Source organism: uncultured Methanobrevibacter sp. (assembly GCF_937898925.1).
Taxonomy (GTDB): Archaea; Methanobacteriota; Methanobacteria; order Methanobacteriales; family Methanobacteriaceae; genus Methanobrevibacter.
The window spans coordinates 1-26,742 of sequence record NZ_CALDKF010000115.1 but is presented as its reverse complement, the minus strand read 5'-3'; the positions used below and the strand labels follow the sequence as shown (position 1 = coordinate 26,742).

Annotated in this window: 25 protein-coding genes and 2 pseudogenes; 24 read left to right on the top strand and 3 right to left on the bottom strand. The window is 30.9% G+C overall.

All coding sequences use genetic code 11. From position 1 onward, the window contains the following. Window positions 1–286: 286 nt before the first annotated feature. Window positions 287–508 carry a helix-turn-helix transcriptional regulator gene (locus tag Q0409_RS09815; RefSeq protein WP_298537659.1) on the bottom strand — a complete coding sequence of 74 codons (222 nt, stop codon included), beginning with the start codon at window positions 506–508 and terminating at the stop codon, window positions 287–289. A 45-nt stretch (window positions 509–553) separates the two neighbouring features. Further along, window positions 554–1,186: a hypothetical protein gene (locus tag Q0409_RS09810; RefSeq protein WP_298537656.1), complete on the bottom strand. Its 633-nt coding sequence runs from the start codon at window positions 1,184–1,186 to the stop codon at window positions 554–556. Window positions 1,187–1,897: 711 nt separating this feature from the next. Here Q0409_RS09810 and Q0409_RS09805 point away from each other — a divergent pair. The 8 genes from Q0409_RS09805 to rbr all read left to right on the top strand — a co-directional run bounded on the left by Q0409_RS09805 (window position 1,898) and on the right by rbr (window position 13,710). Then, entirely contained in the window at window positions 1,898–4,822 is a 2,925-nt protein-coding gene (locus Q0409_RS09805; RefSeq protein WP_298537654.1) for an SGNH/GDSL hydrolase family protein, read from the top strand. Between the two features lie 235 nt (window positions 4,823–5,057). Then, complete coding sequence (locus tag Q0409_RS09800) at window positions 5,058–6,380, top strand: UDP-glucose/GDP-mannose dehydrogenase family protein (protein ID WP_298537651.1); 1,323 nt, start codon at window positions 5,058–5,060, stop codon at window positions 6,378–6,380. Between the two features lie 219 nt (window positions 6,381–6,599). After that, complete coding sequence (gene upp / locus Q0409_RS09795) at window positions 6,600–7,226, top strand: uracil phosphoribosyltransferase (RefSeq protein WP_298537648.1); 627 nt, start codon at window positions 6,600–6,602, stop codon at window positions 7,224–7,226. Window positions 7,227–7,343: 117 nt separating this feature from the next. Beyond that, window positions 7,344–8,516, top strand: coding sequence for a methionine adenosyltransferase (gene metK / locus Q0409_RS09790; RefSeq protein WP_298537645.1), 1,173 nt, complete (start codon window positions 7,344–7,346; stop codon window positions 8,514–8,516). 630 nt (window positions 8,517–9,146) lie between these two features. Next, window positions 9,147–10,643, top strand: coding sequence for a DUF2193 domain-containing protein (locus tag Q0409_RS09785; RefSeq protein ID WP_298537642.1), 1,497 nt, complete (start codon window positions 9,147–9,149; stop codon window positions 10,641–10,643). Window positions 10,644–10,751: 108 nt separating this feature from the next. Further along, window positions 10,752–11,525 (top strand): MIP/aquaporin family protein, encoded by a 774-nt coding sequence (locus Q0409_RS09780; RefSeq protein WP_298537640.1) that lies wholly within the window; start codon window positions 10,752–10,754, stop codon window positions 11,523–11,525. 321 nt (window positions 11,526–11,846) lie between these two features. After that, a complete protein-coding gene (bsh, locus tag Q0409_RS09775; protein ID WP_298537638.1) occupies window positions 11,847–12,824 on the top strand; it encodes a choloylglycine hydrolase in 978 nt (325 codons plus the stop codon). Window positions 12,825–13,164: 340 nt separating this feature from the next. Continuing rightward, a complete protein-coding gene (gene rbr / locus Q0409_RS09770) occupies window positions 13,165–13,710 on the top strand; it encodes a rubrerythrin (protein WP_298537636.1) in 546 nt (181 codons plus the stop codon). A 149-nt stretch (window positions 13,711–13,859) separates the two neighbouring features. Here the strand turns inward: rbr and Q0409_RS09765 are convergent, their stop codons facing one another. Further along, complete coding sequence (locus Q0409_RS09765; RefSeq protein WP_298537634.1) at window positions 13,860–14,372, bottom strand: winged helix-turn-helix domain-containing protein; 513 nt, start codon at window positions 14,370–14,372, stop codon at window positions 13,860–13,862. Between the two features lie 508 nt (window positions 14,373–14,880). On the opposite strand from Q0409_RS09765, the gene Q0409_RS09760 reads away from it, so the two are divergent. The 16 genes and pseudogenes from Q0409_RS09760 to Q0409_RS09685 all read left to right on the top strand — a co-directional run bounded on the left by Q0409_RS09760 (window position 14,881) and on the right by Q0409_RS09685 (window position 26,597). Beyond that, the gene (locus Q0409_RS09760; RefSeq protein ID WP_292787240.1) at window positions 14,881–15,429 is read left to right on the top strand and encodes a 50S ribosomal protein L15e; all 549 of its coding nucleotides are present in this window, start codon (window positions 14,881–14,883) and stop codon (window positions 15,427–15,429) included. Window positions 15,430–15,576: 147 nt separating this feature from the next. Beyond that, a complete protein-coding gene (locus Q0409_RS09755) occupies window positions 15,577–16,017 on the top strand; it encodes an RNA-binding protein (RefSeq protein WP_298537631.1) in 441 nt (146 codons plus the stop codon). 94 nt (window positions 16,018–16,111) lie between these two features. Beyond that, window positions 16,112–17,038 (top strand): ribonuclease P protein component 3, encoded by a 927-nt coding sequence (gene rnp3 / locus Q0409_RS09750; protein ID WP_298537628.1) that lies wholly within the window; start codon window positions 16,112–16,114, stop codon window positions 17,036–17,038. Further along, on the top strand, window positions 17,035–17,424 hold the full coding sequence (locus Q0409_RS09745) for an Rpp14/Pop5 family protein (protein WP_296855245.1): 390 nt from the start codon (window positions 17,035–17,037) through the stop codon (window positions 17,422–17,424). Before rnp3 ends, Q0409_RS09745 begins: the two co-directional genes overlap by 4 nt. 499 nt (window positions 17,425–17,923) lie before the next feature. Further along, window positions 17,924–18,685: pseudogene (gene psmA / locus Q0409_RS09740) on the top strand (archaeal proteasome endopeptidase complex subunit alpha); the annotation flags it as partial. 415 nt (window positions 18,686–19,100) lie between these two features. Further along, complete coding sequence (locus Q0409_RS09735) at window positions 19,101–19,805, top strand: ribosome assembly factor SBDS (protein WP_298537624.1); 705 nt, start codon at window positions 19,101–19,103, stop codon at window positions 19,803–19,805. 141 nt (window positions 19,806–19,946) lie between these two features. After that, window positions 19,947–20,837, top strand: a pseudogene (gene rrp4, locus Q0409_RS09730) (exosome complex RNA-binding protein Rrp4); the annotation flags it as partial. A gap of 568 nt (window positions 20,838–21,405) precedes the next feature. Further along, window positions 21,406–22,116 carry an exosome complex exonuclease Rrp41 gene (gene rrp41, locus Q0409_RS09725; RefSeq protein ID WP_295607562.1) on the top strand — a complete coding sequence of 237 codons (711 nt, stop codon included), beginning with the start codon at window positions 21,406–21,408 and terminating at the stop codon, window positions 22,114–22,116. Window positions 22,117–22,127: 11 nt separating this feature from the next. Beyond that, complete coding sequence (rrp42, locus tag Q0409_RS09720) at window positions 22,128–22,919, top strand: exosome complex protein Rrp42 (RefSeq protein WP_298537621.1); 792 nt, start codon at window positions 22,128–22,130, stop codon at window positions 22,917–22,919. 540 nt (window positions 22,920–23,459) lie between these two features. Further along, window positions 23,460–23,729, top strand: coding sequence for a 50S ribosomal protein L37Ae (gene rpl37A, locus Q0409_RS09715; protein ID WP_292788178.1), 270 nt, complete (start codon window positions 23,460–23,462; stop codon window positions 23,727–23,729). Further along, window positions 23,730–23,861 (top strand): DNA-directed RNA polymerase subunit P, encoded by a 132-nt coding sequence (locus Q0409_RS09710; RefSeq protein WP_292777583.1) that lies wholly within the window; start codon window positions 23,730–23,732, stop codon window positions 23,859–23,861. It abuts the gene before it with no gap. A gap of 226 nt (window positions 23,862–24,087) precedes the next feature. Continuing rightward, the gene (locus Q0409_RS09705) at window positions 24,088–24,579 is read left to right on the top strand and encodes a Brix domain-containing protein (protein WP_292788176.1); all 492 of its coding nucleotides are present in this window, start codon (window positions 24,088–24,090) and stop codon (window positions 24,577–24,579) included. A gap of 2 nt (window positions 24,580–24,581) precedes the next feature. Beyond that, complete coding sequence (locus Q0409_RS09700; protein WP_366940125.1) at window positions 24,582–24,875, top strand: KEOPS complex subunit Pcc1; 294 nt, start codon at window positions 24,582–24,584, stop codon at window positions 24,873–24,875. 125 nt (window positions 24,876–25,000) lie between these two features. Beyond that, window positions 25,001–25,348, top strand: coding sequence for a prefoldin subunit beta (locus Q0409_RS09695; protein ID WP_298537617.1), 348 nt, complete (start codon window positions 25,001–25,003; stop codon window positions 25,346–25,348). A gap of 160 nt (window positions 25,349–25,508) precedes the next feature. Further along, window positions 25,509–25,802, top strand: a complete 294-nt coding sequence (locus Q0409_RS09690; protein ID WP_298537613.1) for a DUF3194 domain-containing protein — start codon at window positions 25,509–25,511, stop codon at window positions 25,800–25,802. Between the two features lie 36 nt (window positions 25,803–25,838). Continuing rightward, the gene (locus Q0409_RS09685) at window positions 25,839–26,597 is read left to right on the top strand and encodes a 4Fe-4S binding protein (protein WP_298537610.1); all 759 of its coding nucleotides are present in this window, start codon (window positions 25,839–25,841) and stop codon (window positions 26,595–26,597) included. The last annotated feature ends 145 nt before the right edge of the window (window positions 26,598–26,742 follow it).

Below are 26,742 nucleotides of genomic sequence, written 5' to 3'. Positions count from 1 at the left end.
TTTCCGCTAAATCTCGAGTGGTGCTATGAGTGGTCGGGTAGTTATACGCAACCAAACACGAACCAAGTAACGGGTTTATCTCGACTAGCTGATGTTACTCTCTGTTTTTAGGCACAATTCGGTATACACACGTAAGGTAACTGCTTTGAACAAGCAAATAACCATCGCCCGAAGGCGTCCGAATAATTCTTATGTGCCATTATTATAGCACATAAATCTGTCTTCGTCAATATTATAGCATAAATTGCGTACGCTTTCGATGTACCAACAGTACAAAAAGGACACCCTACGAAAGGATGTCCTCAATGCGAACTTCAAAAAGATTAGCTAAATTCATAAGATTTTCAATGGTCGGCATTTTTGTCCCTTTTGTCCACTCATAAATAACACGAGGTGAACTAAGCATCAAAAACTCTGCAACGTATTCGTACGTGTAGTTTGACTCATCAATCAGTCGATACAAATTTAATCCTACTTTTTGCTTGTCCAATTTTTGTTTGTAATTCATATTAACCTCCCATAAACGAAAATCTTCATTTCGGGATGTAACGAATTACAAGCATAGTATATCACATTTTTTCAGTTTGTCGTCCACAATTTGTGAACTTTTGAGTCCGCTTGCTTCTCTAATTAATGACATAAAGCGAGCAGCATAATCATTTTTTACTGAAATTAAACTGTTAAGCATTTCTGTACCGACTCTTCGGTTGAATTCGGGAGTCAAATTGTTTTGAACAAGATTAAAAACATACTGTAATGCTAAAAAATAATCAGCTAACTCCGACCAATTCTGCGACTTTTTTAGGATATATTTATATTCATCAAGCATTTCTTGAAAATCTTCGTCTTCAAACATCTCCAAGAGTTCTTTACACTCATTTTCAAAATTGGAATCAGGGTTTTCTATTATTTTTCGAGTGTTGTCATCTTTTTTAGCAATTTGAATTAAGATTGCAGGTGGATTAGATATTATAGATGGAGCATCCTTAAACATCATAAGAAGCAAATAAAACATTGATATCAAATTACAGGCTGACTCTACTTTAGCGTTTCTATCATTTTCAGCTTTAAAATAACCGTCAATACATATATCGAGTTTGTCTATGTTATCAAAATTACTCTTTTTAAGTCCTTCATAAATTTTATAGTGTGCAGTATAAGCTTTGCAAAAACATTCATTTTCCATAGCATCATTTGAAAAGATTATTGGGATAATCTCGTCTATTTTTTTAAAAATTAATGATTTGAGATTTAATCTAGTATTTTTATTCCTTTTTTCAATTAAACCCTTATTTTTATGTAAATCCTTTTGTTTTGGATTTATAATAGTTGAATTGGGATTTAAATTAGAAATTCTTAATCATAGGGATTATAAGAAAGTATGATTTTTTTATATCATATTTAAAAAACTAATATAATCTTATTTTTTGTTTAATAACTGAATTTTTAAGCATATTTGATTTATTAAGGTAATATTTGATTATATTTGATTTAAATACTGATAAAATTGTGTTTATTCATTAAATAAAGAAATATACGATAGTTTTTATTTTTATTTATTTTTTGCTGGTCTTTTTAAGTTTTAATAATAGTTATTGATTATTTATGGCAAATAAAGATTATAAATTGTTTTAATTATTAATAAAGAATATTTGAGTCTTAAAATCAATTTATATTAATTTTAATAGCTTTAATTAAAATTTATTTTTAAGAAAGATTTATATGTCTTTATGATAAATGTTTAACTATCGATAGTTTTAATTTATTTTATGTAATGTCTGTTTATATTTAGGTTACATAAGAATAAACGATTAAAAAATCTTCTTTGATTTTTTAATTAGGTGGTGTAAGAATTTATAGTTTTAAAAAAATATTCCTTGCAGTTTTAATCGTATTTTTGTTATTTTCCATAACAAGTGTATCTGCAAGTGATAGTGATGATTTTAATGTTCAAGAGGATATAATAGAAAGTGATTATTCGCAAATTGTTTATTCTGATTGTTCCACTTCTAATGATGTGGATGATCTTTCAACAAATGATGCTTTAAGTACAAATGATCCAGTTTTATCAGAACCTAATGAAGAGGATTCAGGTTCTGATGGGGATGATTCAGGAAATGAGGAAGAGGATTCCGGTGCTGATGGAAATGGCACTAACTCTAGTAATGATGCAGCATTCTCAGAGGTTTATACTCCTTCAATTGTTTCAAGCAATGCAGAATATAAATCCATGACAGTAAAGTATACTGTAGGCAATATCATTTATCAAGTGAAGCCATATGATATAGTCAACATCAATGGAACAAATTATTTCTCCCCATTATACAATGCTAAAGTTAGTATTAGAGTGTATACAGAAGATACTTACAAGACATATTATGCCTATGTTGATGAAAAGGGTATAGCTTCCATAAAAGTGCCTCATCCAGCTGTAGGAACTCATAATGTAATGATTTATGTAAACAATAAGAATATGGGATCATCATCAATTAAGGTCACAAAATCCAATGCCACAGTCTATGCTCCTAAAAAGACTGTTAAGCGTAAGGCAAATTCTTATTTTTATATTAAGGTTTCAGATTACACTGGTGCTTTAGTGAAGAATACCTCAATTAAGGTAAATGTTTTCACTGGGAAGAAGGTTAAGACTTATTCTGTAAAGACAAATACCAAAGGTGTGGCAAAAATTAGCACAAGAAAATTGGCTTTAGGCATTCATAAGGTAATTATCAAATCACCCAACAAGAATATTAAAGTTTATAAATCCACTAAGATTATTGTTAAAAGATATGTTGCTAAAAGAGTATTGAAAATTACCGCAACTGCCCCATCTAAAACAGTAAAATATAAGGCTAATAGTTATTTTACCATTAAAGTTTCAGATTATTACGGTTTCCTTAAAAGAAACCTTAAGCTTAATGTGAAGGTTTATACTGGAAAGAAATATGTGAAATACACAGTAAAGACAAACTCATCCGCTATTGCTAAAATAAAAACCAACAAATTGACTATAGGTACTCATAAGGTAACAATTAATTCAGGAAATAAAAGTTATAATCTTTCTAAATCATCTAAGATTATAGTTAAGAAATCTTTAGATGCCACTAAAAATAGTTTAACCCCTACTTTGGTTTCTACACAATTCTATCCTAAAAATGAAGATTACTATGCTGTAGTACGTTGGAATGCTAAAAACAATAGTGATTATCAGATTTTAAGGAAATTAAATGAAACAGATTATGGTGTTCTAGCTAATGTAAAAGCAAACTCTGGATTCATGTCTTTTTATGATAAGATTGATTCTGATAAATTCTATACCTACACCGTTAGAGAGATATTAAAAAATGGTTCTGGAAAAATTTTAGGGTCATATGATATAGAAGGTTTAAAGATAATGGATAGGCCAAATGTCACTGTTGATTTCCAAAATTTAAAAGCTGTAATAAAATGGGATAAAATTCCTAATGCAACTAAGTATCGTATATTTAGAAAAATGGGGCGTGATGGAAATTATGAACTTATTGATGTTGTAGATGCAAAAAATCTTAACTATACAGATTTTTATTATAATTCAGTAAAAGAATTAAAATCTATTATAAGTGGTGATACATTTATAGATCCAAGTTATAATAATCTGTTTTATACCGTTCGTGCTTCAAATATTAAAAAAGTTAATGGTGTTACTAAAACAAGTTATGGTCTATATTATAAGGATGGGGATTTCCATCTAGAAGCACCATCAATTGTTTCTTTAAATAGCACTATTATTAAATGGGGCAAAGTACCAAATGCTGATGGATATATAGTGCTTAAAAGGAATGCTGTTGATGATGAATGGGAAGAGATAGGATCTGCTCTACAAAAAACTTCCACATGTATTTCATTGACTTTAAATGGAATTGATAAGGGCGCTTATTATACTGTAAAAGCATTTGCAAGTAAAAATGGTGAGATAGTATATAGTAAATTTGATGAAGGATTTTCACTAAGAAATTTCAATGAAGATTATTCTGACTATTCCATCTTGTATTTTGGTGATAGTATCACATATGGTTCACCTTATAAAGCTGAATCAACCAGACACATATTTTCTATTCCAAATAGAGTTGCAGAATTACTTGGATGTAATTTTTACAATCCTTCTATTCCAGGTTCAACTTATCATGATTTAGGTCAAAATCCTGATGGTTCCAACATAGAAAATACAAATTATTATAGATATCGTATTTGTAGAGAAGTAGTTGATCAAATCGCTATTGGTGAACTTCCAGGTAATTGGGAGGAACTTGACACTGCACAAAATAGTAAAGGTGAAACTAACACCACTATTAGTGATTATAATATTGTTGTATTGGCAGCAGGTACAAATGATTATCTTGATAATTCTATATTAGGATCTGAAGATAGTAATGACACAACAACATTTAATGGAGCTTTTAATCATATTATGGAACAAATAGTTAATGCTAGTTTAAAACGTATTGAAGAAGGTAAGGATGCTATTAAAGTAGTATTTGTGGATTTGTATTATTCTGATCGTACTAATAATTATAAAATTAGACAGAATAGGGATATTACTCCAAATAAAATTGGTTTAACATTAACTGATTATCAAAATGCTTTATTAGCACAGTATGATAAATGGCAAAGTCTTACTGAAGATGTTTTATCATTCTATAATTTCAAAACAAGGGATTATGAAATAGTTAATGAGGAAAATTGTCCATATACTGCTTCCGATAACTTGCATTTTACAAAATTTGTTTATGGTCAATATGGTAATGCATTTGCACAGTTCCTAGTAGATAATGTTTTTGAATAGAATTAAAAATTAAGTAAAATTTAGATGCAGTAATTGACTGTATCTTATACTTTTTTTATTTTCAATTTTCAATATTTTTATTTTATTCAATTTATTTTTTATCCATTATTTTAATTTTTATCTATTTTTAAATTAATCATAAAAATTTTATAGTTTTAATAAAGAATATAATATTGTATCAATTTAATAAACAAATAATAGATAATTAAGATTTTTTTTTTTAATAGGTGATTCAATGCATATTACTGTTATTGGAACAGGTTATGTTGGACTTGTAACTGGCGCCTGCTTTTCTAAAATGGGAAATAAGGTTTATTGTATAGATGTTGTGGAAGAAAAGATAAATGGACTTAAAAGGGGAATGTTGCCTATTTATGAACCGAATCTAGACAATTTGGTCATAAGTTCCCAAGAGAAGGGAGATTTGATTTTCACTACAGACATCAAAGAGGCTTTAGACGATTCCAATATTGTTTTCATAACTGTTGGAACTCCAATGGATGAAGATGGAAGCGCTAATCTTGATGATATCTTCTCTGTTTCATCAGATATTGCAAATAACATTAGTCAAGATTCATTGATTGTTTTAAAGTCAACTGCTCCTGTCGGCACTTGCCTTAAGGTTAAAGAACATATTGAAAAGATACTTAAGGAAAACAACTCACCTATAGAAATCAAAGTGGCATCTAATCCAGAGTTCTTGAAGCAGGGCAGAGCCATTGAGGATTGCCTGCACCCTGACCGCATAATAATTGGGGCTGAAGATGAAGAGGCATTTGAGACATTAAAGGAATTGTATCATTCTTTTGTGCTTAATCATGACAGGTTTATCTTAATGGACATCAAATCAGCTGAAATGACCAAGTATGTTGCCAATGCAATGCTTGCAACCAAAATATCTTTTATGAATGAGATAGCCAATGTTTGTGAAGCAACTGGTGCTAATGTTCAAAAGGTCCGCTTAGGCATAGGATCAGACAGTAGGATTGGATATGATTATATTTATGCTGGTTGTGGCTATGGTGGAAGCTGTTTCACAAAAGATGTTAAGGCCTTAATCAACACTTCCAAGGCATATGGATATTTCCCAAGGATTTTGTCAGATGTGGAAAAGGTCAATGATGATCAGAAGATGGTTCTGGTAAATAAGATTGTTGACAGGTTTGGGGATGATTTATCTGGCATCACTTTAAGCGTTTGGGGTCTATCTTTCAAGCCAGGCACTGATGATGTCCGTGAAGCCACTTCAATTGTTGTTGTTTCAGAACTTATTAAACGAGGAGTAAAAATTAAAGCATATGATCCTCAGGCAAGTGATAAGTTTAAAAAAGCCATTGGAGAGGATTATTTAGCTTCAATAGAGTTTGTTGGAAACAGATATGATGCTTTAAATGATTCTGATGGGCTTGTTTTAATCACTGAATGGAAAGAGTTCAGATATCCTGATTTTGCATTACTTGAAGAGAAATTGAATCAAAAAATTATCTTTGATGGAAGAAACATTTATGATAAGAAAATAGAAAGCTTAGGGTTTAAATTATATCAAATCGGCTGTTAAATTTCTTTTTCATAATTTTTTTTATTTATATTTTCTTAATTTTTTTATTATTTTTCAAACTATTTTTAACTATTTTTAACTATTTTTTAAACTATTTTTTAACTATTTTTATTTCTTTAATTCTCTTTTTTACAAATTCAAATAATAATCTATTTAACTTATTTAAGTCATAAATAATATTAATATAATTCAACTATCTAAAAATCATGGAGATATAATATGAATGAAATTGTTTTGAATCATCCATTAATTACACATAAATTAGGTATTTTAAGAGATGTGAATACCGGTACAAAAGAGTTCAGAGAACTTGTCACTGAAATTTCCACTCTTTTATGCTATGAAGCTACTAAAGATGCAAAACTTGAGGAAGTGGAAATTGAAACTCCTCTTGCTAAGATGCAAACAGGCAAGCTAAATGAGGACAATTATGCTGTTGTTCCTATCTTAAGAGCAGGTATGGGTATGGTTGAAGGAATCATCAATGTGATTCCTAATGCTAAAGTCGGCCATATTGGTCTTTACCGTAATGAGGAAACCTTTGAGCCTGTTGAATACTACTATAAGATGCCTGAAGATATTGAAAACAGAATAGCTATGATTATAGATCCTATGCTTGCAACTGGTGGAAGCGTTTCAGCAACCATTGACAGGCTTAAGGAAGATGGCGTAAAGCAAATCAAATTCTTATGCATTGTTGCTGCACCTGAAGGAATTAAGGTGATTGAAACCAATCACCCTGATGTTCAAATTTACTGTGCAGTTGTAGACAAGGGATTAAATGAAAACAAATACATCGTTCCAGGTCTTGGTGACGCTGGAGATAGGATTTATGGTACCAAATAATATTAAATAATAATAAAATAAACACAAATATTAATATATATAAAATAGAAAAATAATAAAAGATAAAAAATTCTTTATTTAAAAACATTATATTAATTAAATTATTTTGGTGAAAAAATGAGTGAAGTATACAAAACATTCACATCTGAATCAGTAACCCAAGGGCATCCTGATAAAGTTGCAGACATCATTTCCGATGCTATTTTAGATGCATTCATGGAACAGGATCCTCATGCTCATGTTGCATGTGAAACTTGTGTTACAACTGATTTCTGTTTGGTATTCGGTGAAGTTACCGCAGATGCCAACATTACTAGAGAAGATATTGAAAGAATCATTAGGGACACTATCATTGAAATTGGATATGACAATCCTGAATTGAAATTTGATGGTCATAACTGTGAAGTTGTCAGTTTGCTTCATGCTCAATCTCCAGACATCAAGCAAGGTGTAGACCGTGAAGGTGAAGAAAGCGGAGCTGGAGATCAAGGTATGATGTTCGGTTATGCGACTAATGAGACTGATTCATTAATGCCATTCCCAATTGATTTGGCACGTAAGCTTACAAATAAATTAACAGAACTCCGTGAAACTGGTGAAATTCCATATTTAAGACCTGATGGTAAAGCACAAGTATCTGTAAACTACGATAAGGATGGAAATGTTCTTTCATTGGATGCAATTGTTCTTTCAACCCAACATGATGAGACAATGTCCAACAATCAAGAGCAATTAAAGGCAGATATTCGTGAAAAGCTCTTTAAGGCAGTCATTCCACAGGAATTAATGACTGAAAACACCAAAGAGCACATCAATCCAACTGGTGTTTTTGAAATCGGAGGTCCTCATGGTGATGCAGGATTAACCGGTCGTAAGATCATTGTAGACACTTACGGAGGATATGCAAGACACGGTGGTGGAGCATTTTCAGGTAAGGACTGCACTAAAGTGGATAGAAGCGCATGTTACATGGCAAGATACATTGCAAAGAACATTGTAGCAAGTGGACTTGCTGAAAAATGTGAAATCCAAATCTCCTATGCAATTGGAGTTGCTGAGCCAACTTCCGTTATGGTTGATACCTATGGAACTGAAGTAAAGACCAGCAAATCCTTTGATGAGATTGTTCGTGAAAACTTTAGGTTAACTCCTGATGGAATCATCGAAACCTTGAACTTAAGATCTACCAAATACAAGCAAACCGCTAAATACGGTCACTTTGGTATTGAAGGTCTTCCATGGGAGAAAACCGATAAGGCTGAAGACTTAAAGAAATATATTGTAGAATAATTTTAAGTTATTTCTTATATCTATTCTCAATATTTATTTCTTGATATCTTTTTGAGACTTCTTAAGAAGTTTCTACTTTTTTTATTTTTTACTATTTTTTACTGTTTTTAACACATCATGTAGATAAATACTTTACATTTATACTGGATTTCAGTTAACTTCTTTTTAAGTAATGTTATGATAAATAATTCCAATAGTTTTAGGTTAAAACATCATTTTAATTAATTATATATTCAATTAAATTAAATCAAATCTATAAACTATTTTTTCTTATTTTTTTAATGAAATTAGATTATTAGTATACTTTAGAATCATTTCAAAAATTATATATATTTATACAAGTAATTATTATATAAGAGAAGATTATACATAATAGATTTTTATTCAATATTTCATTAAAATAAAGGTAAATTTTTATTTATCTTTGATTTAAATATTTCTAATCTATTTTTTTATATAATCTTAATCTTCAGAGCGTTTATTTTAATTTAACATATTGAATGAATTAATTTAATTTAACATTTTAAATTAATTAATTTAATTTAACCTTTTAGAATAAACTAATTGATTTAACCTTTTAAAATAAAATAAACTTTAGCGGTCGAATTTTTTATATAATGTGGTGTTATGATGAATGAATTATATGAAAAAATGATTAATGAATCAGTAGCTGCTCTTCAAGCAGATATTGATGTAATTAGCGCAAATAGATACAACGACTTTAAGATTACAGATGCAAAACCTTATGCAGATGCTGTAGCAGGCATGACTTGTGCAGATGGTCAAGCAAAATCTGTTATCGACCTTCACAAAAAATCTGTAGAAAGCCATTATAAAGTATTGACTTCTGTAGCTGATACCATCAGACCGGAAGATGATCCATTTATTGAACATTACCAAACTCCTCCTATTCTTGAAATCTTATGTGAGGAAGATGGTGATTTCGCAGACAGTATGGCTACATTTATTCAAGCTATTGCTGACAGTGAAACATTGATTACAAAAGAATCCGTTCGCCGTTACGGTGGATTCTATGGACCTACCTGTGTAGTGGACTTCGCTTTAATGCCAGGAAGTACTTCCAATGTAGTAAACCAAATCTTGAAAACCATTCATATTCCTGTAATGCACAAGCAAGCTATTCTTTCTGCAAAATCATGGGGTATGAACACTTCCTATGGTATTGGTGACTCATTTGCTCATGCTATTGAAAATGGTGCATCTGCTGCAGAAGCAGCTGCAAAAGAAGTCGAATCAATGCAAATGATTTATAAAGAACCTGTAGAAGCTCAAGGAAAATTGATGGATGATGCAGGACACTCCTCCTTTGATGTAAGAGCATTCATGGAAGGATACAAAAAAGAAATGAGACCTGTTGTTAAAGCTGCTATGGATGACGGTGTACACTACGGTAACATTGTAACCGTACCAGCATACTGTGTTGGTGATATTGGTCACCATATCGGTCAAGCAAGCTATAACATGTGTAAGGATGATGTAACCTTAGCAATTATTCAAGCAACCGCTAAAGTAATGGAAGCTTCCTTAAAAGACAACATAGGTAAATTCATGCACCCTTCACAAGTCTTGAACTTAGCAACCGGTTCCACTGCATGTGCAACTGAATACATTCTTGAATTAGATGGATTCAATTCCACCATGGTTGTAGACTTATTAACCAAAAGATTCCACAACTATGTACAACAATATCCTACAAGAGGTGCAGCTGCAGAATTGCACAACTGTGACTTTATGGACATGATTCACAGAGGTTCCACTTACATATCCGCTGCAAGAAAAGCAAGAAGCAGTGCAAAAATCGATCTTGTACCTAAAGTTAATGGATTTGCTGTTGACTTAGGCGCAATTACCCACAATGAAGTTCTTATGAACCCACAAAGATACACATATCCTGCATGTGGCATTACAGTAAGATTCTCCTCATTAATGAGACTTGCAGACTACCCATGCTTGCTTACTCCTGAACCTGTAACTGCAACCATGATGACAAACATCATTGCACTTAACAAAGAAGTTCCTGGTTCACCTGTAAGAGGATGTAAAAACTGTGCTTCTTGTATCATTGATGCAAAACACGAATATTGTCAATGGAAAGAATCTGTATAGATAAGTTTAAGGGATAATTTAAAGATTTAACTCTTTATTTTATCTTTATTTTTTTTTAAGGATTCAAACTTAATTATTATAAGATTATTTTTATATAGGAGAGAAATTATGGCTTCATGTAATATTACTAAAAAATTCATTGCAGAGCTTATTGGTACCTTTTTCCTAGTGTTCTTCGGTACTGGATCTGCAGTTGTAACTTTACTTATTGATGATGGTGTTGATCCTGGTGCAGCGGGTATTGGACTACTTGGTGGTTTAGGAGACTGGTTAGCTATTGGACTTGCATTCGGATTAACTGTAATGGCATGTATTTACTTATTTGGAAAAATTTCAGGTGCACACTTAAACCCTGCAGTAACAATCGGATTGCTTGTCAGCAAAAACATTTCATTGATTGACAGTGTTTACTACATCGTAGCTCAAGTGATTGGTGCAACTTTAGGAAGCTTATTGTTATTCGTATGTTTAGGAGCTCCTGCTGTAACAATTGGGGGATTAGGTGCTACTGCTCCTGGTTTGAGTGTAGGTTATATTCCAGCAATGATTGCTGAATGTATAGGTACCTTCTTCTTGATGCTTGTAGTAATGGGTGTTGCTGTGGATAAAAAGGCAGACCCTGGTGTTGCAGGTATCTCCATTGGTATGACTGTAGCTGCTGTAATCATTGTACTTGGTGCATTCACTGGTGCATCCATTAACCCAGCACGTACCTTTGGTCCTTACTTAATGGACACCTTACTTGGTGGAGCTAACCTTTGGGGATTCTTCCCAATTTATTTAGTTGGCCCTATTGTGGGCGCTATCCTTGCAGCTTTAGTATACTCATACTTAGCTAAAGGAAACGATGCTTGTGCATTGCCACAACCATTTGAAGAATAAATTCAAGTTTCGCGAACTTCAGTTCGCAGAACCTTGAGTAAAAAAACTTTTATCACTAGTTGGGAGTAATCACTCTTAACTGGTTACTTTTTTTATTTTATTTTTTTATAAAATTTTTCTATTTCTTATTATTTTATCATGTTTTTTGTGTATGGTTGTATATTTTTCTATTTTTAAAATTTATTCATCTTTTTGAGTATGATTACTTATTTTTCTATTTTTAAAATTTATTCATTCTTTTTGAGTATGATTGCTTATTTTTCTATTTTTTTAGAGATTTTATAAAAAATTATTTAACTTACTTAATACTAAAATATATTTATGTGTACTGCTAGCGAGTATATTACAGAAAATCATTATTTTGGTAGAAATTTTGACTATGAAATCTCATACAATGAGAGGGTATGTGTAACTCCAAGGAATTACGAGTTCAAATTCAGAAAAATAGATGATATGCAATCTCATTATGCAATTATAGGAATAACTGCAGGTATTGATGAATATCCTTTATATTATGATGCTTGTAATGAAAAAGGGGTTGCGATTGCAGGTTTAAACTTTGCAGGCAATGCAATTTATAGGGAAATCGAAGAGGATATGGTAAATGTAACCCCATTTGAATTCATCCCTTATCTTTTGTCTCAAGCTGAATCTGTTGAGGATGTTAAAAAGCTTCTCGAAAATCTTAATATGGTGAATATTAACTTTTCAGAGAATTTGCCATTATCTCCTCTTCATTGGATGATTTCAGATGAGAATTCCTCTATAATTGTTGAGCCTTTAGAAAATGGATTAAAAGTCTATGACAATCCCGTTGGAGTATTGACTAATAATCCAACCTTTGATATGCAGCTATTTAATTTAAATAACTATAGAAACCTAAGCGTTAAAACACCGGAAAACACTTTCTCTAAGAATCTGGAATTGGATACTTACAGCAGAGGGATGGGTGCTATTGGACTTCCAGGTGACTTATCTTCAGCATCAAGATTTGTTAAGGTGGCATTTACTCGTGAAAATTCATTTTCTGGAGCAAGCGAAAGCGAAAGCGTTTCCCAGTTTTTCCATATTTTAGGGTCTGTAGAGCAGCAAAAAGGGTTGACTTTTATTGATGATCCTGATTTATATGAATATACCATTTATTCTTCATGCTACAATACAAATAAATGCATATTATATTATAAAACCTATGACAATCATCAAATAACTGCTGTAGATTTAAATAATGAAAATCTTGAAGGGGACAGTTTGGTTTTCTATCCTTTAATTGATGATGCTCAAATCAACTTCGTAAATTAATTTTTTTTAATTTATTCTTTTTTATATTTTTTTATTCTTTTTTCCATTTTATCCTTTTTTTATTCTTTTAATATTTTTTATCCTTTTTTCCATTTTATCCTTTTTTTATTCTTTTAATATTTTTTATCCTTTTTCATATCTCTTTAATTTATTTCATTTCTATCATTTTTTTGTGAAATTTTTTAGTTTCAAGTCAAAAAGTTTTTATATTATGAAACTGAATTTAATAGTAATAACTAATCTTAAATATAACTATTAAAAAAATAATGTATTTTTGTCCTTTTTATATGTTATTAAATTAGGTTGGTTAAAATAAAAAATTAAATTTGGAGAGATTATTATGGCAGATTTAAAAGGAACAAAAACTGAAGAAAACTTGAAAACAGCTCTTGCTGGTGAATCTCAAGCTCGTGTAAAATATGAATTTTATGCTTCCCAAGCTAAAAAAGATGGTTATGTGGAAATCAAGGATATTTTCCAAGAATCCTCAGATAATGAAAAGGAACATGCAAAAATATGGTTCAAGCTTTTACATGATGGAAAAGTGCCTGACACTCTAACCAATCTTGCAGATGCTGCAGCAGGTGAGCATGAAGAATGGACTGTAATGTATAAGGAATTTGCAGAAACTGCACGTGAAGAAGGTTTAGATGAAATTGCAGCATTATTTGATGCAGCAGGTGCTACTGAAAAGGTACACGAAGACAGATACAATGCTTTAACCGCTAAAATAAAAGCAGACAAAGTCTTTAAAAAAGATGAAGAGATTGCATGGAAGTGTAATAACTGCGGTTACATCCATTATGGAAAAGAAGCTCCTGAAGTTTGCCCATTATGTGATCATCCACAAGCACACTTCAGAAAACAAGACACCAGTTATATTTAAATTAAAAAGAGCAAATAGTTAAAAAAAATTTTAACTATTTTATTTTTTATGTTTTTTTACTATTTTTGAAATTTTTTTTTAGTATTTTTATTATTTCTATTTTCGTATTTTTAGTTTTTTCTCATCTATTATCATAGTTACTTTTTTTCTTAAAACTGATTGTTTTCAATAATTTCTAAATAATATTTTCCTTTTGCAGTTATTCTATAGAATCTAAATCTTTTATCTTCTTCATTTAAGCAGACGACAAGCTCTTTTTCTTTTAGGCTTGTTAGATATTTGGAAACATGATGGCTGCTATCGCCTATTTCTTTACTAATGGCAGATGGAATTTTAGCGGTTTCACTTATTGATTTTAAAATTTGAACCCTTTTATCAGATCTTGCTAAAAAAGAGACTATGCTCATGGATTCTTGTTCTTCATCATTTAATTCATCTTTGATTTCCTGATGAAAAGAGAGATTTTGATCTTTATCAAAATCTTTTATATTGATTGTTTTCATGCTTCTGTTTTTTATTTTATGAGTATTTTCTGATATGGGGTTGTCTTGAGTCATTCTAAGCTGAAACTCTAGTTTTTTTATGTGCTGTTTTAATTCCTTATTTTCATTCTTTAATTTTTCATTTTCATGAATAATTCTGTCCATATCTGAATGTGTCATGATTAAAACTTTAATTTTTACATATATATTACTATGTTCATACTATGTATATGCTATTAGCAAGTTATTAGCAAATTTTATATATTATCTTATTCAATCTAATATTAATGGGCTTAAAAATTTATTTTTAGATTTTTTTAGGTTTAATTTTTTAAAATAAATTGTAGTAAAGGGGGGTTATTAATTTTTTTTTAATTCTTTTTTGCTATTTTTTCAATGCTTATTTTATAGAAAAACTTTTTAAAAGAATTTTTCTTCAATGCTTATTTTATACAAAAACTTTTTAAATGATTACTATTAAATATTATAATATGTTAGTATATTTGCTGTTTGATAGCAAGATTCTAACAGAATTATTAAACTCTTATGGACTATAATATTTAGAATTTGATTAATAATTAAATAGCTATTCATTACTCTATTTAAACTAATACAGTTAATCAAAATAAACATTTTAAATATTGTCCTTTGGATGTGGCGAAAAGCTGAACAAGAGGTTATTTAAATGATGTACAAATATATTAGAGATGCATGGAAAAATCCAGATGAGTCTTATGTAAGAGAACTTATGTGGCAAAGAGTTCCTCAATGGAGGAAACAACCTGCAATCACTAGAATCGATAGACCAACCAGAATTGATCGTGCAAGATCTTTAGGTTACAGAGCTAAAAAAGGTTTCGTGGTTGTAAGAGTAAAAGTTAGACGTGGTGGACGTAGGAAAACTCGTTTCAAACATGGTCGTAGACCAAAAAGAATGGGTGTAAACAAAATTACCATGGCTAAGTCTATTCAAAGAATCGGTGAAGAACGTGTAGCTAAAAAATACCCTAACATGGAAGTATTAAACTCTTACTGGGTATGGGCTGACGGAAAATACAAATACTTTGAAGTAATCTTAGTAGACCCACAAAGTCCTTCTATTAAAAACGACCCTAAAATCAACTGGATTTGTGAAAAACAGCACAGAAGCAGAGCTCTCAGAGGCTTAACCAGTGCTGGTAAAAAAGGCCGTGGCCGTAGAAATAGAGGAAAAGGTAGTGAAAAAAGATTAAAATAATCTTTTTTTAATTTTTCTTTTCTTTTTATTTTTTTATTTTTTTAAAAACTATTTTTATTAATTATCTATACTTTTTTTACAATTATTATCATTTATTTTATAATTTTAATCAAATTTAAATTAATTTTATTATTGGGATTGTTAATCATGATTCATAATATCAGATATCGTGTCTTTATTTACGAAAATGAGGACAAAGATGAAGTTTTAGAAGCTCTTTTAAATATATTGCCTACTGCAGAACCTGAAGTGGAAGAGGCAGAAGGTCTTTTGGAAGAGAAAATGCTCATTTTAACTGGAACTGTATCTAAAAAAAGAGAAACAAAAGAATTCATTAACACTCTTATAGAATCCATTGGAGAAGATCAGCTTGTTAAATTGTATAATGATCTAGATAGAAAAATGGATGAAAAAGGCAATTTGTTCTTAAGATTATCTAAGGAAAAGGCCTTAGAAGAGGAGTTGGAAATTCTTGATGGTGGAGACAGCATTCACTTAAAGATTAAAATAGCTGCATATCCTGCTAAAAAAGAGGTTGCAATCAAGAAAATCTCTGAAATATTCCCTGAAAATATCAAAAAAGATTAGAAACTATTTTAAACAATAATAATAAATTATAAAATATACTATTCTAATAACTACTCTAAAAAAATTATATTTAAAAGCGAATTAAGGTAATCAAATGAAATTTTATGACTTGAATCTAAGAGGACAGAATTACGATAATGATTTGACCTTGGTAAAGGAAGCCAATAAGTTCGGATGGGATTATCTTAATTTGAATTATACTCCTGATAATTTTGAAAAGGCTCTTGAATATAAGGATGATTTGATTGGGGAATTATCCTCAGTTGACTTCAATCAGACCTATAGAAACAAAAAAACTAATTTTGAGCATGCTGAGCTTTCTATGGGGATAAATATCCTAAATGCCAATTCCAATGAAATCAGAAAAATAATCAACAAATATCGCAATAAGTCCAATTACATCAGCTGTTTAGGTGGGGACTTAAAGATCAATCGTAGCGTTTGTGAAAACCATAGGATTGATGTCTTGTCAAGACCTTATTATAAAAGAAGAGATTCCGGTATGAATCATGTATTGGCAAAGGAAGCTAAAAGAAACAATGTAGCTATTGAATTATGCTTTAGAGACATCTTAAACAATCATCTCAGATACAGGGCTAATGTAATAAGCAGCTTTAAGGAAATCCTTAAGTTCCATCGCAAATTCAAGTTCCCATTGATTCTAACAACAGATTCCAAATCAATTTTTGATGTACGCTCTACAAGGGATGTTGTATCATTCTTCAAGTCCATTGGATTTAGCAATGAGGAGATATACAATGGATTTTATTATTATCCTAAGCAAATCGTTGACTTCAATAAGGAAAGGAAAAGCATGATTGTTAAAGGCGTGAAACGTATAGATGGGGATGATTTCACTGATACTTATGACAATCTTGAGAGTGATTTGGAAGAATTCAATGAATCTGAAGACTTTGATGAAGACTTCAATTATGATTTGATTGATGATGAGGATTTGGAATTAATTGAAGATATTGGTGATGAAGATATTGAAAATTATTTAGAGGAGGATGAGCAATGAAACTAAAGGTATTGCCTCCAACATTAAGGAAAAATCATCATTACCTGATTCTTGATGTAAAGTCAGAAGTGGAAATATCCAAGGAAGACATGTTGGTATATTGCTGGGATGCTTGCATTAGATACTGGGGAGAAAACCATTCAAGCAACTTTGACTTATGGGTCATGAGACATTATCTAATTGAAGAAAGCACCCATAATGATGAAGCTATTTTCAATTATAAGACAGTCTTAAGATGCGGAAGATCCTATGAGAATGATGTAAGGGTTGCTCTATCCACTTTAACAAGGCAAAACAAAAGGAAAATTGCCATCAATACAATTGGAGTTTCCGGAACAGTCAAATCAGGAATTTCAAAATTCATTGATGGGGATATCATCCAATAGAACTTTTTTTTTTAAATCCGTTACTATTTAAAATCTTTTTATTTATTTCCTCTCTTTTTTTTAAAAAATTTCTCTTTTTCTTTTCAATAGATCAATAATAAAATAAAAATTTGAAAACATTTATAAATAACTTTATTATAATATAGTATTGACAGAAATATCAATAAAATACATATTACCAAATAACAGAATGTTTGGTTTATTTTTTAAAATTAATTTGAATTTGTTTAAACGTAAATTATGGCTGAAATTTTATTTATTCTTTTTAAAAGGCTGTAATTTAGAAGATAAGATGAAAATAAGATGAAATGAGTTAAATAATGCATAATCTTTAAATTTATGAATAAATTTAAAAAGTATTTAGTTTATTTATTATTTGATAAAGTAATTATGCTGTTATTATTTTAGATAAATTGGATTGATTTTAAATAAAATATGTAATTTATTAAGTAATTTGTTAGTGAAATTAAAAATTCTAGAAAAAAATAGGTGATATTAAATGCAACCTTTACAACAACAAAATGCTGGCTATGACAGAGCAATTACTGTATTTAGCCCAGATGGAAGACTTTTCCAAGTAGAATATGCAAGAGAAGCTGTAAAAAGAGGAACCACCTCTTTAGGTCTTAAATCCAAAGAAGGTGTAGTTCTCATTGTAGATAAAAGAACTGTAAGCAGATTGGTCGAAGCAAAATCTATTGAAAAAATATTCCAAATCGACAATCATATCGGTGCTGCTACCTCTGGTCTTGTAGCTGATGCAAGAGCATTGATTGAAAGAGCACGTATTGAATCTCAAATTAACAGAATTACCTATAATGAACCAATTCTTGTTGGAGGTTTAGCTAAAAAAATCTGTGACATGAAACAAATGTACACTCAAAATGGTGGTGTAAGGCCTTTCGGTTCAGCACTCATCATTGGTGGAGTGAATGGTGAAGAAGTAAAATTATTCGAAACAGACCCAAGTGGAGCTTTAATTGAATACAAGGCAACTGCTATCGGATCTGGTGTACAAGCAGCTATGGATGTCTTTGAAGAAAGATATGAAGACGACATTAGCTTAGAAGATGCAATCAACTTAGGTTTAGATGCGCTTTACGAAGCTACTGAAGGAAGAACCACAGCTCAAAGCGTTGAAATAGCTGTCATTGAAGTAGATACTCAAAGCTACAGAAAATTATCTGACGATGAAGTATCTGAGTATGTCGAAGCTCTTCTTGAGAGAAATGCTGAAGAAGAGGAAGAAGAATCCGAGGAAGATGCTGAAGATGTAGTAGATGAAAAAGCAGATGAAACCGCTGAAGCTTCCGAAGAGACTTCTGAAGATGTAGTAGATGAAAATGTTACTGAAGAAAGCGTTGGTGAAAAAGATTCTGAAGAGTAAGGCTTTAAGGGAAACTGCAAAGTTTGGCGTTAAGCTAGTTCTTACAGAAAAATTCTTAAGCGAACATAAACATTTAAGGATGATTATTAAGTATATCTAAAATCTTAGAGGATATGGGGTTTTCCCACATCTTTCTCAACATTCTTAAATTTTTATATTTTAATTTTTGAGTTCATAATGAACTCATTTTCATTTTTACATTTTTATTAATGTATATAAATTACATTTTTTATTTTTTTAAAATGTATTAAAAAGCAATATCAAATTAATTGGTTTTTGGTGAGTAAGCATGGTAAATGTAGATGATGCTATTATTGCAAGATTAGAATCTTTTGGAGAAAAATTTGAAATTTTAGTTGATCCTGATTTAGCTGCAGACTTTAGAAATCCAGATAATGAAAAAGAAATTGAAATTGAAGACATATTGGCTGTTGAAGAAATATTCAAGGATTCCAAAAAAGGAGACAAGGCTTCTGAGGAAGCTATGGAAAAGGTATTTGGAACAACTGATGTTTTGGATGTGGCTAGTCAAATTCTTCTAAAAGGGCATGTTCAATTAACTGCTGAGCAAAGAAGACAGATGCAAGAGGACAAGAGAAAACAGGTTATTGCTAAAATAGCTAGAGAAGGTATTAACCCTCAAAATGGTCTTCCACACCCTGCAATGAGAATTGAAAATGCTATGAACGAAGCTAAAGTTAAAGTAGATGCATTTAAATCTGTTGATGAACAGGTTCAAATAGCTTTAAAAGCAATTAAAGTTTTAATCCCAATTAAATTTGAAAAAGTTAAAATGGCTGTTAGATTACCAAGCACAGCAGCAGGTAATGCTTATTCTGCAATTCGCCCATTTGGACAAATTGTAAATGAAGAATGGCAACAAGATGGTTCTTGGATTGGAATTGTAGAAATGCCTGGTGGTCTTCAAGATGATTTTAATCATAAAATGGCTTCTATCTCAGGAGGAGAAGCTGAAACTAAATTAATAAATTAGCTATATGAATGATCTATTGGCAATAAACGGCTAATGGATTTTAATTTGATTAGATAATAAGAGACTAATCGGATTAACCTTATAGGTGTTTTAATTTAGGTGTGTAGTTGAATTTAATATACTCTTATGGGAAGTATATGTATGATATATGTGAATGAAAAAGATTTAGTTGTTCCTGGAGAATTATTAGCAGAGGATGATTATTATCCAGGAAGAGGAACCTTTGAAGATGATGGAAAAATTTGTTCCAAACTCTTAGGTTTAGTTTCTTTAAGGAATAAGAAAATTAGTGTAATTCCTTTAAAAAGCAAATATCTTCCTAAAAAAGGAGATGTGGTTATTGGTAAAATCGATGATGTCAGATTTTCCATGTGGGGAGTAGACATTAACTCACCATACTCTGGTATCTTGCCTGCATCTGAAGTATTCGGAAGAGAGAAAAAGGAATTGAGTAGAGTATTTGACATTGGTGATGTTCTTTTCTTAAGAATCGTCGATGTTGATGAAGTTAAAAAGGTTAAATTAGGTTTAAAAGGCCGTGGAATGGGCAAATTCAAAGGTGGAGTTATTGTAGATATCGCTCCTACCAAAGTGCCTCGTTTAATTGGTAAGAAAGGTTCCATGATCAACATGATCAAGGATAAAACCGGCTGTAAGATTGTAGTCGGTCAAAATGGTCTTGTTTGGGTAAAAGGTAATGAAGACATGGAACAAATCGTTAAAAACATTATCAAGCTTATAGAAAGAGAAGCTCATACCTCTGGTTTAACTGATAGAATTAAAAACAAGCTTTGTTTACTTATTGACGGCGAATTACCTCCAGAAGAGGAAGAAGTCGAAGAAGTGGAACAAGAAGAAGAGGAAGAAGAGGATGCATTTGAAGAAGGTTTGAAAAAACCTGAACTTCAAGATTTCAGAGATGAAGTTGAAAAGGAATTAGCTGAAGAAGGATTCATTGATGAAGACTCAGAAGAAGACGAAGAAGATGATGAGGATTCTGAAGATGAGGAATTCGAAGAGGACTTGGAAGACTTCAATGATGAAACTGAAGATTATGAGGATATCGATGAAGAAGATTTGGATGATGAGGATTCTGAAGAAGACATCGAAGAATTTGAAGACGATATCTCTGATGAAGAATTGGAAGATGTAATCTCTGAAGCTATTTCTGAAGACGAAGATGAAGATGAAATTGTTGAAGAATCTGAAGATGAAGAAGACGTTGAAGATTCCGAAGATGATGAGGATTTAGAGGATTCTGAAGAGGAAGCTGTTGAAGAATCTGAAGATGAAGAAGACGTTGAAGAAGATTCAGAAGAAAGTCCAGAAGAGGAAGCTGTTGAAGAATCTGAGGAAGAAAATGAAGATGATTCTGATGATGATGAGGATGATTCAAAAGATGAAAAATCCAAAAAGCCTAATTTCATGGACACTTATGAATACATCAATGAGCAAAAAAAGAATAATAAATCTTCTTTTGATTTAAGTCGTGCAGATAATTCTAAATCTCCTACTTTAAACATTTCACAAGGAAGAGGTATTTAAGCTGTTGAATTAAAAATTTAATAATTATTGTTAATTATGAATGTGATTTTAAGAGGTGTTTTTTATTATCTCAAATGACAAAGAATTAAGAGCTGACGGCAGAGCTTACAATGAGCTCCGTCCAATTAAAATTGAAGCTGGAGTCTTGAAAAGAGCAGATGGTTCTGCTTACTTGGAAGTTGGTGGAAATAAAATATTAGCATCTGTATACGGCCCAAGAGAATCCTATATCAGACGTTTATTAAAACCTAATACTGGTGTAATTAGAGTAAGATACAATATGGCTCCATTTTCAGTAGATGACCGTAAAAGACCTGGTCCAGATAGAAGATCAACTGAAATTTCCAAAATCGCTGCTGATGCACTCAGACCTGCTTTAATGTTGGAATCATTCCCAAGATCAATGGTTGACGTTTCAATTGAAGTAATTGAAGCTGAAGGAGGAACCCGTTGTGCAGGAATCACTGCAGCTGCTGTAGCTTTAGCTGATGCAGGTATTCCAATGAAAGATATTGTAGTCGGTTGTGCTGCAGGTAAAGTAAATGACCAAATCGTTTTAGACTTATCTGAAAAAGAGGATAAGGAAGGACAAGCTGACGTTCCTATCGCTATCATGCCAAGAACCGGTGAAATTACTTTACTTCAAGCAGACGGTAACTTAACTGAAGAAGAATTTGAAGAAGCTTTGGACTTAGCTATGGAAGGATGTATGAAAATTAGCGAACTCCAACATGAAGCTTTAAAGAACAGGTATAGTTCTGAATAGGTTGTGAAAATATGGATATTGTACCAGAAATTACTAGAAAAAGTATTACAAGACTTATAAATGATGGTAAAAGAGCTGATGGAAGAGCTTTTGATGAAAGAAGAGATATTTTCATTGAACCTAATGTGATTGAAAAGGCAGAAGGTTCTGCAAGAGTTAAATTAGGTGACACCCAAGTTATCGTAGGTGTAAAGCCAACTATTGGTGAACCATTCGGTGACACTCCTAATTTAGGTGTCTTAATGACCAATTGTGAACTATTGCCAATGGCTGCTCCTGGATTTGAACCAGGTCCACCTAGCCCAGAATCCATTGAACTTGCACGTGTAGTAGACCGTGGAATTCGTGAAAGTGAATTAGTGGACTTGGAAAAGCTTTGTATTGAAGAAGGCAAAAAAGTTTGGATGCTTTTCATTGACTTACACGTTATTGATTACGATGGAAACTTATTTGATGCATCTAACCTTGCTGTAATGGCAGCTTTAATGAACACTAAATTGCCAGTTGCTGAATACATTGACGATGAAGTTGTATTGTCTGAAGATGAAACCATGGATTTACCAATCAGAGACAAATTAGCTTTATCCACCTTTGTAAAAATCGGCAATGGATTGATTTTAGATCCTTCTTTAGAAGAGGAAGAAATCTTGGATGCTAGAATAACCATTGGTGTAACTGATGAAGGAAACCATGTCTGTTCTATGCAAAAAGGTGGAGAAGCACCTTTAAGTAGAGATGAAATCCTTGATGCTGTTCACATGGCATTTACCACTAAAGACGATTTATTAAGTTATTTAGACTAGTTTGGAACTAATCCTCACTAGTTTTAATTATTTTTTTCTAATTATTTTTTATATTTTCTAATTAATTTTTTATTTCTTATAATTTATTTTCTAAATTTTATTTTTATTTTCAAAAATCCTTTGAATATAAATAATTATTGTAAAAAAATGGTTTAATTCAATGTTAAATTGCAAATTTAAAGATTTATTTAAATCTAAAATAAAAAATAGCTATTTTTCTCAAATTAAAATATCTAAAAACCATTAACTTTATATACTTTTAAATACTATATTATATTATTAGTTAAGTTTATAGCCTAATTGCTGTAATGGCTTTATAATTTTAACAATATTCTCTTTATTTTAATTATCGTTTTAGATTTATAATTAGTAAAGCAGATCTTTTTATTTAATCTTATAATTAAAGACAAGAGTATGTCTCATTATTTCATATTTATTGTTTATCATGTGATGGATTAAATAATACTTTAAATTAAGCTTTGTAGGTGTTGAAGCTTAATAACTTATTTAATTAATTCAATTTTACTGGAGATATTTTAAATGGCAAGAACAAAAAAAGTAGGTATTACTGGCAGATTTGGTGCTAGATACGGAAGAAAAGCAAAAAGACAAGTTAAGAAAATCGAAGAAAACATGAAAAAGAAACATGTTTGCCCTAAATGTGACAGACCTTACGTAAAAAGAGTAAGCGCTGGAATTTGGGAATGTAAAAAATGTGGTACTGTCTTTACCGGTGGAGCATACGTACCTGAAACTCCAATGGCAAAAGCTGCTACCCGTAACATTAAAAGAGTAGTTGGAGGAAACTAATTGTACAGATGTCCTGAATGTGGAACTGAAGTTGACCACAAAGGTTACATGGAAAATAAATGTCCTAAATGCAGATATAGGATTTTATTTAAAAAAGTTCCAGAAGTCAGAAAACTTGTAAAAGCAAGATAGTTATTAAATAATTTTTTATTTATAATTATTCTTTAATTATCTTTAATAACTATTTAGCTTATGGCAGTTGATCCTGCTTTCATTTTCTATTTTTATTAGCTATTTAGTTATTTTAGCTATTGCTAATTTTAATGACCAATATTAAAATTAGCCTTTTTATAATTTTTACTAATTTTATGCATATCTATTTCTAATTCTTATTGAAATTATAAAAAAGAGGATTATCATGCTTATTTCTACATCAAGAAAACCATCTCAGAAAACAAGAACCTTCTGCAAAAACTTTTCCCACGCTTTTGGCTTTGATTACACCAATAGGGGAAAAAGCAGCTTAAGGGATTTGCTCATTAAAGCTAAGCAGTTAGGTCATGACAGTCTTGTTTTAGTGTATCAGATTAAGGGAAATCCAAGCAAATTAACTTTTTATGACCTTGAAGCAAATGAAAAGCTTGCTTTGCTTGTTTCTGTAAACACTACAAATGAACGTCTTCACATCAGTCCTAAGGATTTGAAAATCAGATCCACTGTAAGGGAGTTAGATGTTTTAGCTGAAGTATTGGGCATTGAAGTCACTACTGAACCTCAAGACTCAAATTACATTAGGATATCCTATGCTGATTATGATGATGACAAGAACTTTGCAATACTCTATTTTGTAAATAAGAAAGGGGAACAAATAGATTTCCAAATTAACGTTAAGAAAATAGTTGAGAATTAGAAATATATTTTTCAGGAGAGATTCATATTAGTGAAAGTGATATATTAAAGTCAATCAATAGTGACATTGTCATTGATTTTGACACAGAAAAGCAAGCTAAAATCGTTTACGATTCCATATTGCTTGAATTTGAGACTTCTCCTGATTACAGATCTTCAATGGATTTGAAATTGGATAAGAACACTATCATAATCACAATAGATGCAGAAGATGCAACATCATTTAGAGCATCCATAAATTCTGCTATCAAATGGATTAAACTGTCTGTTGAGATAAATGAATTGACTGAAAGTTAATCATCAATCAATAGTTTTAAATATTTAACTAATAATATATTATAGTATAATGATTTATTAGCTAATTATATTGAATAATTAAAAATTAAACTAATATTATTATAAAAAAGATTAAAGGTGAAAATATGGAAATTCCACAAAATATACAACATCAATTAAACCAATTCCAACAATTACAACAACAAGCTCAAGCTGTAACCATTCAAAAACAAAATGTTGACATTCAATTAAGAGAAACTGAAACTGCTCTTGAAGAACTTAAAAAGACTCCTGAAGGAGCTGAAGTGTTCAAATCTGCAGGAAACTTATTAATTAAAGTTGAACGTAATGAAACTTTAGAAGAGCTTGAAGATAAAGTTGAAACTCTTAAATTAAGACAACAAACCATGACCCGTCAAGAAGAAAGAGTCATGAAAAAACTTGAAGAGATGCAAGCAACCATCCAACAAGCTATGGGTGGAATCCAAGGGTAAATAGATTAAATTAATTTTTTTCTATTTTCTTTTTTTTATTTTTAATTTTTTAATTCGTATTGTATAAAATAATTTTTTTATTTTTTTTATTTTATTTCATTGTAATTTGTATAGCGATAATTTTTTTATAATCATTGTCATTATTTTTTAAGGTGTTAACATGGTATCAAAACTTAAGGAATTATCAGAAGATGATCTTGAAGACATTTCAAATTTCTTATCAGAAACTATTGTGAAGAAAATCTCTTCTTCAATAAAGTCTCAAAAGGAAATCTTGGATATGGATGTAAGCATTGAAATTGATTATCCTAATGAAAATGGGGAACTTGATGTAGATGCATCAGTTGAGATTGACATAGATGAGTTATCCAACTTATCTGATGAAATAATCGATGAAGTAATCGATGAGTCTTACTTGGAACTTGATGAATACATTAACGAACATTACAGATAATTGATTGAATTTGATTTCTTTAAAATAGGTGAAAAAATGAGCAAGATTATTAGAGTTTTTTTCAGTCCATCTGAAACTACAAAAAAAGTTGTTAGTCAAATAGCTAACAATTTTGATGAGGAAAGTGTTGTTTGTGACTTATTGTATTTCAATGATGAAAAGAATTTTGAATCAGATGACATTGTCATAGTTGGCATGCCTGTATTTGCAGGAAGAATTCCTAAAACTGCAAGGGATAGGTTATCCAAATTAACAGGTGACCATACTAAAGCTATTGCTGTTGTAAATTATGGGAATGCACATGTGAGCGATGCATTGATTGAACTTGTTGACTTATTGAATGAAAATAACTTTGATGTTATTGCAGCAGCTTCCACCATAAGCCATCATTCCATATTTGATGGTGTTGCACTAGGAAGGCCTGATGAGTCAGACATTGAAAAGATCAATGAGTTTGCACAAAAATGTATTGAAAAAATAGAATCTGGAGATTCTTTAGAATCAGAGATTCCAGGAAACAGGCCTTATCTTGATTATAAGCAGCTTCCATTTGTTGTAAGCTGTGATGAAGCAAAATGTGTATTCTGCCTTGAATGTGTAGGAGTTTGCCCTGAGAAAGCAATTCCAGATGATGATCCTGCAGATGTAGACCTTGAATTATGTTCAAGATGCACTTCATGCATAAACATTTGCCCAGAAAATGCAAGAGCTTTCACTGGAGAAGCATTTGAAGCTAAAAAGCCTGCATTTGAAAGTGCAAATGCAGAAAGAAAAGAGCCTGAATTTTATTATTAGATTTTAAAAATATTAATAACTTAATTAACTTTTCCAATGTATCAGGATAAATTAAATAATTACACATAGCATCTATCTTATAAGTATTATATTTTTTTAATGAAACATTTTTTAAATGTTCATATTCGTTAATAAAACTTTCTAT